This window comes from Halobacillus sp. BBL2006, assembly GCF_000786645.1.
Lineage (GTDB): Bacteria > Bacillota > Bacilli > Bacillales > Halobacillaceae > Halobacillus.
Genome location: NZ_JRNX01000407.1, coordinates 1 through 9,289 on the forward strand (window position 1 = coordinate 1; position 9,289 = coordinate 9,289).

Consider the following 9,289-nt stretch of genomic DNA (forward strand, 5'->3'; position numbering starts at 1 on the left):
AAACGGCATACGCTTCTGATGCAGCTGCTGGTCTAACAGCAGATGGATTCGTAACCATTCGTAGGTCAGCTGAGATTTTATTTTTGGATCGTCGATTCGGTCAATGATCAGGTGAATCGCCGTCATCGGTGTTTTTACTTCGTGAATCCAGGATAAGAGCTCATCTTTTTCCTGCTCAAGCAGCATCTGATGCTCAGACGCTTTTTGCTTCAGACTTTCGATTTGTTCCGTCATGGCCGATTCAATAATTTCTTCAAAAGGGCGGCTCGCCTCAGGCACACTCGTCAAATCAAGGTCGTTATCTCTCTCTTTAAGCTGCTGGTAAAAAACCGTTTCCTGATGATAACGGACAACCAAAAACACGATGAAAATAAGCAGGGATAAAAATATGTAATAGAAAACGGACGTCATCGGGATGGTAGGGTCGACATAGGTAAGCAGGAGGGCAAGGGCCTGCAGGAGCAAAAACATGAAAATCCAGCTGACGCGTTCAAATAGGAATCTTCGGATCATGGGGTGACCTGCTCCACAGCTATGTAGCCTTGGCCGACTTTGGTTTGGATCAGCTGACCGAGTCCGATTTCATCGAGTCTCTTTCGAAGACGATTGACGTTGACCGTCAGGGTATTGTCACTGATAAAACGTTGATCATCCCATAAACGATTGATCAGCTCTTCACGGCTGACAATTTTACTTTTCTTTTCAACCAGCTGCTTTAAGATAAACATTTCGTTTTTCGTTAATTCAATCGTTCCTTGATCGTTCGTCACCCGATTTCTATCCTGATCGACAGTCGCGCCTGCCCATGTTTTTAAGTCCGGTTGCTCCGTGTTGTAATTATATACACGACGCAAGATCGCCTGGATTTTTGCGATCAGCACATCAAAGTGAAACGGCTTTTGTACAAAATCGTCCGCCCCGAGATTCATTGACATCACCATATCTGTCGGATGATCGCGTGAGGATAAGAAAATGATGGGAACATTGGAGTGCTCCCGGATCATCCGGCACCAGTGGAAGCCATCGAATTTCGGCAGCTGGATATCGATGATAACTAAATCCGGCTTGATCTCTGTATATTCTTCGATAACTCGTCCGAAGTCTGAGATGCCATAGACATCAAGGGACCATTGAGCGAGTCTGTCTTTCATTTCATTAAACAAGCTTTTGTCATCTTCAATGAGCAAGAGTTTAAACATTGTACGCACCTCATTTATGAGCTTTCTCTTTTTTGAGTATATCAAATGTGGAAAATGATTACTTTTTTAAAAAGAAAATTCTTTATCTCCAGCAAGTGCATAAGGATTAGAGGGTGGCCCCTGGCAGTTCTTAAATATTGAAGAGAGATTCTAAAATAACAGTGGAGCATTCTTAATTATCTCCTGTTCATTCTTAAATAACGGATGGGTATTCTTAAGTAACTACCAATGATTCTTAAATATATCCGCATGGTCAGGGCCGATCGTTTAAGAAGTCCCTAACTTGAGAGTTTGTTATAGTAATAGAAAAGAAACGTTGAGGTGAGTCGATGAGACCTGAAACGATAATAGAAAAAATGAAGCAGCATACACCGTCCATCCTTGGACAGCAGAGTCTATCCAAGTTTTCTATCCTTCTGCCGATCATCGAAAAAGATGACGAACTCCACCTCCTATTTGAAGTGCGGTCCCATCAGATGCGAAGACAGCCAGGTGAGATTTGTTTTCCAGGGGGACGGGTGGACAAACAGGATCAGAAAGAAAAGGATACAGCCATCAGGGAGACGATGGAGGAATTAGGCGTTGATGAAAAAGATTTGTCTCAGGTGTTTCCGTTTGATTATATGGTTTCACCGTTTGGGATGAGAGTATACACGTATGTCGGTTTTATCGAAAAAGAAGAAGCGGACCTGAATCCTAATCCTGCTGAGGTGGAGGAAGTGTTTACTGTTCCGCTTTCGTTTTTCTTGGGATATGAACCCGAGGCGTACCGCGTGAACTTTGAAGTGAAGCCGGAAGAGAACTTTCCTTTTGACTTGATTCCAGGTGGCCGCGACTATGATTGGTCGGCCAGACAGTTTGAGGAGTATTTTTATCGGTATGACGATAAAGTCATATGGGGACTAACGGCGAGAGTCCTTTACCATTTTGTTGAAATGATGAAAGAGTAGGGAAATCTTTTGTAAAGTTAAGTGCCTCATGGTTCTGAATTGTGATAAAGGAACAGTTTCATCCTGGATGGGGATGGAAGTGTTCCTTTTTTGTTTATAAAATCATCAATATTGTTTGAGGCAGGCTAATTAAAGTATATAATCACTTTGGTTTTTTTATGGTGTCCATTAACTCTTTGAGCCCGATCATAAGCATAAGGATGCCAGAAGTTAAAAAGATCGTGATAAAGAAAAGTGTTGAAAACTGATTTACTGAAACCAAGATCAGGGATAATAACGCTAATATAGTTAAGGAACTCACTAATTTTCCCAACTGAAGCATCTCCTCTGATTTTTACTAATCAAACCTTGCATGATGAAGCTGGTTCAGGGAATTCACAAATCGTTTCAATCAGAATTCACAAAGTAAAATGGTACACTATTGGATAAGAAATTTTGTTTTTGAAAGGATCCATTATGAAGCAAATTATCAAAGTCCTGCTTATTATTATCGGCAGCATTTCATTAGTACTAGGAATCTTGGGAATTATCCTGCCTCTTGTTCCTACGACTCCATTTCTGCTTTTGACAGCGGCATGCTATGTCAGGAGTTCTGATCGACTATACAATTGGCTGATGACGAATAAGTGGTTTGGAAGCTATATACGAAATTACAAAGCAGGAAAAGGCATACCGATGAAGGCGAAAATCTCTGTGCTCATCATGATTTGGTTCTCATTCTTATTTTCGGCCTTTTACGTCGCCCCGAATACGATTTTGAAAATTGGCTTTATCTTTGGTGCCTGCTTCTTCACCGTAGTGATTTATAAGACAAAGACACTGAAGCCTGAAGAGGAAGACAGTTAAATGTTTCACGTGAAACATTTAACTGTCAGGTACTGATTTCACTCATCAGCGCGTGGATATTTCCTTCTGAGTCTTCAAAAATACCATCCATGTTTCCGTGTGATCCATTTTTGCGATCAAATGTGGCTCGTCTATAAAATCTACACCGTTTGACTTAGCTGTTACATAGCTTTTTTGTATGTCTTCAACGAAAAAATAGAGGGTCGAGCTCGCGTTTGCAAAAGCTTCTTTTTCCGGCAGGGTTAACATGAGGCGGACATCTCCACATTCAAAGAAAGCCATCGTGTCGGTATTGAAAAGAAGAGGGAGTGCTAACATTTCTTGATAAAACGTGATCGCCCTTTCCAAATTATTAACTGGGATACCAATTTGACCAATTTTTTGTATATCCATATGGAACACTCCTAATTTTGCGGTTTCTTTCATTATAGAGGACAAAGTAAGGAAGGAATGGTTTGATTTCCAATGTTTTGAAAAAAACAGTTGTAAAACTGGGACAATTTGCTATAATTTAACTATATTGTATTGCAAGTTAGTTGCAATGCTTTTCTTATTCCTCACTATCTTGTATTGCAATGTAGTTGCTCGACTGTAAAGGAGATGTTGAATTGTCATCGAGTCAGATACTAAAAGGAATTTTAGAAGGATGTCTCCTGTCCATCATCGCTGAGGGGGAGACCTATGGATACGAGATGATCGAGAAATTGGATGCCTACGGGTTTACGATGGTCAAGGAAGGCAGCATTTATCCATTGCTGTTACGAATGAAGAAAGAAGGCCTTGTCGTGACAAGCTCCAAAAAACTTCCTTCAGGAGGACCGAAAAGGAAGTATTATTCCCTGACGGATCAAGGAAAAGAAGAGCTTGAAGCGTTCAAAGGGCGTTGGAGTGAGATATCAAAAGCTGTTCACCATCTATTAGAGGGGGAAGGATAATATGACGCTATCAAACGAGAGTCAGAAATTCATAGGGAACTTGAGAGCTTATTTGCTTTCAAGCGGAAAAAGGGAGCAAGAAATCGATGAAATCACAGAGGAACTGGAGGACCACTTGCATGAAGCGGAGCAAAGTGGAAAAAGCGTTGAAGATATCATCGGTCAATCCCCTAAGGAATATATGAAGCAGTTTGAGGACGAGATGGCTTTCGATTATCAGTGGATTTACAAAATCATTCCTCTCATTTACTTAGGAGCCGTCTCGTATATTCTCATTCAAAAAGTCCTCGATGAAGGGGTAGTATTCACGTTGCTGGAACTCGTTGGTTATCCTGTAATTTTTATGATCGTGATCCTTTCCTATGCTTTAACGGTTAGATATATTTCCAGTCATCAGCCCGGGAAATCAAAAGAATGGCTGTTGTTTGGAACCATAGGAATCGTTCAAGCGGGTTTATTTATCGGAATCCTATTTCTGGATGATGCGATCAATAGTCCCGAATTTGATTTTGGAATGACAGGAAATGTAATAGCTGTAATCTTCGCCGTCGCCATGTTTATCGGAATGGCGATTTGGAGTAAAGTATGGATTCCTATTATTCTCCCTATCATTCTATTTGTACCTGATTTCCTGATTCGTTTCATCGATGTGGGCGAACCCACTGAAACGATTCTTTCAAGTTCGATCGTTCTAAGCATCACCCTGCTGTATTTTTTCATCCTTATTAAGATTGATAAAACCAAAGGTACAGCCGCTTAATTGGCAAATTCTGCACCCTCGGGTCATCCAGATAATGGATAATCTGAGGGTTTTCTCTATTTGTGCGTTGTGGTTAAACTATAAAACTTGGCTGGTATCTTTGTGTTCTGTACACGTTGTAAGGGCCTACATTTATTCGTTACAATTTTCTTAACAATAAAAAAATTATTGAATTTCACCTAAAGTAAACCGCTTGGTTCAAATAGGAGAAGGATGAAAGGAGTGTGGTGATCTTGGAAGCCATCAGTAAGAATTTCTTCTTATACCTTTCTAACAACAAGTTGTTAGATCGCTTGGCAAAGCGTTTCGGCACTAGATTCGGGGCTGACAAGATAGTCGGGGGAGAGAATTTCTCTCAGGCAATTCCGTTGATACAACAATTGAACCAGGAAGGTTTACAGGTCACAGTCGACCATTTAGGTGAGTTTGTAAACTGTGAGTCCGAAGCGAGGGAGCGGGCGCAGGAATGTATTCATACCGTTCAAGCCATCGCTCAACATCAGCTTCAATCAGAGGTTTCTCTGAAATTGACATCGCTCGGACTTGATATCAGCCGTGAGCTGGTCATAGAGAATATGGAAAATATCCTACAAGAAGCTGAAACTCAAGGGGTTACCGTCACGATTGACATGGAGGACTCTTCGAGATGTAAGGAAACTCTGGAGATATATAAGACGCTCAAGTCGAAATATGCAAACTTGGGAACAGTCATCCAGTCCTACCTTTATCGATCCTGTGCAGACCTGGACGAGTTGAATGAGTACGATCCATATTTGAGACTTGTCAAAGGGGCTTACAAAGAATCCGGTAAAGTCGCGTTTCCTGAGAAGAAAATGGTGGATGACAACTTGAAGCAGATGATTGAGAAAAACCTGCTGAACGGCAACTACACAGCGATTGCCAGTCATGATGATGCCATCATTGAGTTTACGAAGAATTTAGTGAAAAAACACAACATCCCGACAGACCGTTATGAATTCCAAATGTTGTACGGGATGCGCAACCAGACGCAGGCAGACTTAGTCAAAGAAGGGTATAACGTGCGCGTTTATCTCCCTTATGGCGAAGATTGGTACGGCTATTTCATGAGGCGCTTAGCTGAGCGTCCTGCAAATATCGCTTTCGCCATCAAAGGAATTTTCAGTAAATAAACTTTATTATATTGAAAGGAGCATGTTCACATGGTATTGCCTTACAAACACGAACCATTTACAGATTTCACAGTAGAAGAAAACAAAAAAGCATTTGAGGAAGCATTGAAGCAAGTAAAAGAAGAGTTGGGGCAGCATCACGACTTACTCATCGATGGAGAACGTGTTCGCACAGATGCTCAAATTACATCTACAAACCCTGCTAATACAAAACAGGTAGTCGGAACGGTTTCAAAAGCGAATGCTGATTTAGCTGAAAAAGCGGTCCAATCTGCTGCAACTGCATTTGAAGATTGGAGAAAATGGGATCCGCGCGCTCGCGCTGAAATCCTATTCCGTGCAGCAAGCAAGATCCGCCGCCGTAAGCATGAGTTCTCTGCTTATCTCGTTTACGAAGTCGGTAAGCCATGGAAAGAAGCCGATGCCGATACAGCAGAAGCGATTGACTTCCTTGAATATTACGGCCGTCAGATGATCGAGCTGAAAGAAGGCAAGCCGGTTGAAAGCCGTCCGGGCGAAGAAAACCGCTATATTTATACATCTACTGGGGTCGCTGTTGTCATTCCGCCATGGAACCTTGCTTTTGCGATCATGGCAGGTACGACGGTTGCACCGCTCGTTACGGGCAGTACGGTTGTTATGAAGCCGGCTAGTAACAGTCCGGTCATTGCAGCGAAATTCGTAGAGGTTCTAGAAGAGTCCGGTCTTCCTAAGGGCGTCTTGAACTTTGTACCAGGAAGCGGCGGCGAAGTCGGTGACTACCTTGTCGATCACCCGAAAACAGCGCTGATTTCCTTCACGGGTTCCCGTGATGTCGGAACGCGTATCCTTAAGCGTGCCGCTGAGATTCAAGCAGGACAAAATCATCTGAAGCAAGTGATTGCTGAGATGGGCGGTAAGGATACAGTCGTCGTCGATAAAGAGGCGAATCTTGAAACGGCTGCTGACGCGATCATCGTTTCTGCCTTCGGATTCTCTGGTCAGAAATGTTCTTCAGGTTCACGTGCGGTCGTCCATGAAGATGTGTACGACGAAGTCCTTGAGATGGTAAAAGAACGCACCGAAAAACTGACAGTCGGGAACGCTTCGGAGGAAAACGTCTATATGGGTCCAGTCGTAGACCAGGGCGCCTTCGATAAAATCATGGGCTATATGGATGTCGGTAAACAAGAAGGACGTCTTGTCACGGGTGGTAAAGGTGACGACTCCAAAGGTTACTTCATTGAGCCTACGGTTTTCGCAGATCTTGATCCGAACTCCCGTATGCAGCAGGAAGAAATCTTCGGACCGGTTGTCTGCTTCACAAAAGCGAAAGACTTTGACGAAGCGATTGATATTGCCAATAACACGGAATACGGCCTGACAGGCGCTGTCATTTCCGATAACCGCGAGCACTTGGAAAAAGCGAAGTACGACTTCCACGTCGGTAACTTGTACTTCAACCGCAACTGTACAGGTGCGATTGTCGGATACCAGCCGTTCGGCGGCTTCAAGATGTCCGGTACGGACTCTAAAGCGGGCGGACCCGACTATCTTGCGCTTCACATGCAAGCGAAGACAATCTCAGAAAAATACTAATTGGTTCCGATACGAAAAGCTCAGAGTCAACGTGACTCTGAGCTTTTTTCAAACTTACCGATAGCCCGCTGTAAGTAAATGGAAGCCCCAATCCAACCAATCCGTCAATGTCAAATAAAGGTTTTTCTTTTTCTTTCCAAATTATATCGATATAATGGAGGGTAATATGTATGTACGTTTCAGCTCCTTTTGGAAAGGTTAGGATTCATATGGATATAAAAGATTTGATCCTCCAGTCAGATGACATTCATAAAGCAACCGAGCTGATCAGCTCGAAGCTCGAAAAACCTGTGATTATCGAAAATAAGAACTTCGAACTCATTTCGTACAGTTCCTCTTTTGACGATTTTGACCAGACCCAGCAAAAAACGATCCTTTCTAAGAAATGTCCGATTTTTATTATCGATCGATTGAAAAAAGAAGGGATTGTACAGAGACTTGAGAAGAACACAGATCCCATCCGGGTTCTTCCGATTGAAGAATTAGGTTTCCAGCAGCGAATTGTCATTGCAGCCAAGCATCTTGGTCATACGATGGGATACATATGGGTGCAGGAATCCGATCAACGGATGAATGAAGACGACCTGAATTTTCTCGCAGAGGTGACCCCTCATCTTGGGAAGCTGGTTTATGATGTATACACAAAAGCGAATGCGAAAGAGGGCAAGAAGGAAGAGCTCCTGTGGCAGCTGCTGCATCATGAGTACGGCAGCGAAAGCCAGTTCAGGCATGAAGCTTCTCTCGCCAAGCTCAACCTGCCTGACCGCTTTTCCGTGCTGGTGTTTTCTGTCGTCGCCCCACAGTACACCTATATGCTCGATTACTTGGAAGAAACGATTCAACGGTCCAGATCTAATAAACGGATCCAGTTTTTGAAGTCGGAATTCCAGATCATCCTTGTGTTAGAAGGAAAAAGCGAGGAGAAATTTTCGTCTCGCAGAATCGCCCGGTCTTTCATTGAAGAGGTGAAGAAGGATACGAAAGAGGATAATTTTTATAACTTTTTAATCGGTGTTGGGAAAGAATATACAAGCTTGTATTATATGAGAAAAAGTTTTCTAGAGGCACTTGAGGTGATCGAGACGGCCAATTTCATCAGCCCACGTCCAGAGTCGATGCCGCGTGAATTCGCTGAGCTTGGCATTTACCGTTACTTAGCGGCTTTGTATGAGAAGAACAGCTCCGAGGACTACTATAGTGAGGACCTGGTTACTCTTATCAAAAATGATGCGGAGAAGCAGACGGATTTGTTACGGACGCTTGAAGTCTATATGAGTAATAACGGAAAAGGGAAACAGACCGCACAGGAGTTATTTATCCATCCGAACACGCTCAATTACCGGATCAAGCAAATTCAGGACCTGACGAACATCGATTTTTCCAACTTCAATATGAAGGCGTATTTGTACACAGAACTCTTGCTTCTGAACAATGTAGAAGCGTACTACCAACGTTATAAATCTGCATTACAATAAAGCAGAAGGGCAGCCGCAGTGGCTGCCCTTTTCTTATGATTGAATGACACTTTCTTTCCATACCCGTTTACCAGCTTGATAGGTTTTGTATCCTCCACTCAAATTACTAGATTCATATCCATTGTGAGCTAAAATCCTCGTGGCGAGGTAGCCGCGCAGGCCAGCCTGACAGGTAATATAGATGATTTGATCCTTTGGCAGCTCCTCTAATCGATCCCTTAATTCACCAAGCGGGATGTTCATGGAACCTGGGATAAAGCCGATCTCTCTTTCTGCCGGCTCACGGACATCAACAAGCAGTCCGCCTTGTTCTACAATTTTATCAATCTCTTGATAATGCACGATGTTTACTTCTCCGTCAACGATATTGGAAGCCACATACCCCGCCATATTCA

9 protein-coding genes and 2 pseudogenes are annotated in these 9,289 nt (G+C 42.9%); 7 read left to right on the forward strand and 4 right to left on the reverse strand.

Annotated elements, in window-relative coordinates; genetic code table 11:
- Positions 1-513: pseudogene (locus LD39_RS12405) on the reverse strand (sensor histidine kinase); the annotation flags it as partial.
- On the reverse strand, positions 510-1,199 hold the full coding sequence (locus LD39_RS12410; protein WP_035547072.1) for a response regulator transcription factor: 690 nt from the start codon (positions 1,197-1,199) through the stop codon (positions 510-512). The gene LD39_RS12410 and the pseudogene LD39_RS12405, both read right to left, overlap by 4 nt.
- Positions 1,200-1,528: 329 nt before the next feature.
- Here LD39_RS12410 and LD39_RS12415 point away from each other — a divergent pair, with 329 nt between their 5' ends.
- On the forward strand, positions 1,529-2,149 hold the full coding sequence (locus tag LD39_RS12415; RefSeq protein ID WP_035547075.1) for a CoA pyrophosphatase: 621 nt from the start codon (positions 1,529-1,531) through the stop codon (positions 2,147-2,149).
- Between the two features lie 456 nt (positions 2,150-2,605).
- Positions 2,606-2,995: a YbaN family protein gene (locus LD39_RS12420; RefSeq protein ID WP_081988437.1), complete on the forward strand. Its 390-nt coding sequence runs from the start codon at positions 2,606-2,608 to the stop codon at positions 2,993-2,995.
- Between the two features lie 25 nt (positions 2,996-3,020).
- Here LD39_RS12420 and LD39_RS12425 read toward each other — a convergent pair.
- Positions 3,021-3,388, reverse strand: a pseudogene (locus tag LD39_RS12425) (VOC family protein).
- Between the two features lie 215 nt (positions 3,389-3,603).
- On the opposite strand from LD39_RS12425, the gene LD39_RS12430 reads away from it, so the two are divergent.
- The 5 genes from LD39_RS12430 (at position 3,604) to LD39_RS12450 (ending at position 8,894) form a co-directional block, all read left to right on the forward strand.
- Positions 3,604-3,930 carry a PadR family transcriptional regulator gene (locus LD39_RS12430; RefSeq protein WP_035547077.1) on the forward strand — a complete coding sequence of 109 codons (327 nt, stop codon included), beginning with the start codon at positions 3,604-3,606 and terminating at the stop codon, positions 3,928-3,930.
- A gap of 1 nt (position 3,931) precedes the next feature.
- Positions 3,932-4,690, forward strand: a complete 759-nt coding sequence (locus LD39_RS12435; protein WP_035547080.1) for a hypothetical protein — start codon at positions 3,932-3,934, stop codon at positions 4,688-4,690.
- A 233-nt stretch (positions 4,691-4,923) separates the two neighbouring features.
- Entirely contained in the window at positions 4,924-5,841 is a 918-nt protein-coding gene (locus LD39_RS12440) for a proline dehydrogenase family protein (protein WP_035547091.1), read from the forward strand.
- A gap of 30 nt (positions 5,842-5,871) precedes the next feature.
- On the forward strand, positions 5,872-7,419 hold the full coding sequence (gene pruA / locus LD39_RS12445; RefSeq protein WP_035547083.1) for an L-glutamate gamma-semialdehyde dehydrogenase: 1,548 nt from the start codon (positions 5,872-5,874) through the stop codon (positions 7,417-7,419).
- 170 nt (positions 7,420-7,589) lie between these two features.
- Positions 7,590-8,894 carry a CdaR family transcriptional regulator gene (locus tag LD39_RS12450; protein ID WP_231572572.1) on the forward strand — a complete coding sequence of 435 codons (1,305 nt, stop codon included), beginning with the start codon at positions 7,590-7,592 and terminating at the stop codon, positions 8,892-8,894.
- 33 nt (positions 8,895-8,927) lie between these two features.
- On the opposite strand, the gene LD39_RS12455 is transcribed toward LD39_RS12450, so the two are convergent.
- Positions 8,928-9,289 (reverse strand): rhodanese-like domain-containing protein (locus LD39_RS12455; RefSeq protein WP_255349886.1); only part of this gene is annotated, 362 nt, incomplete at its 5' end.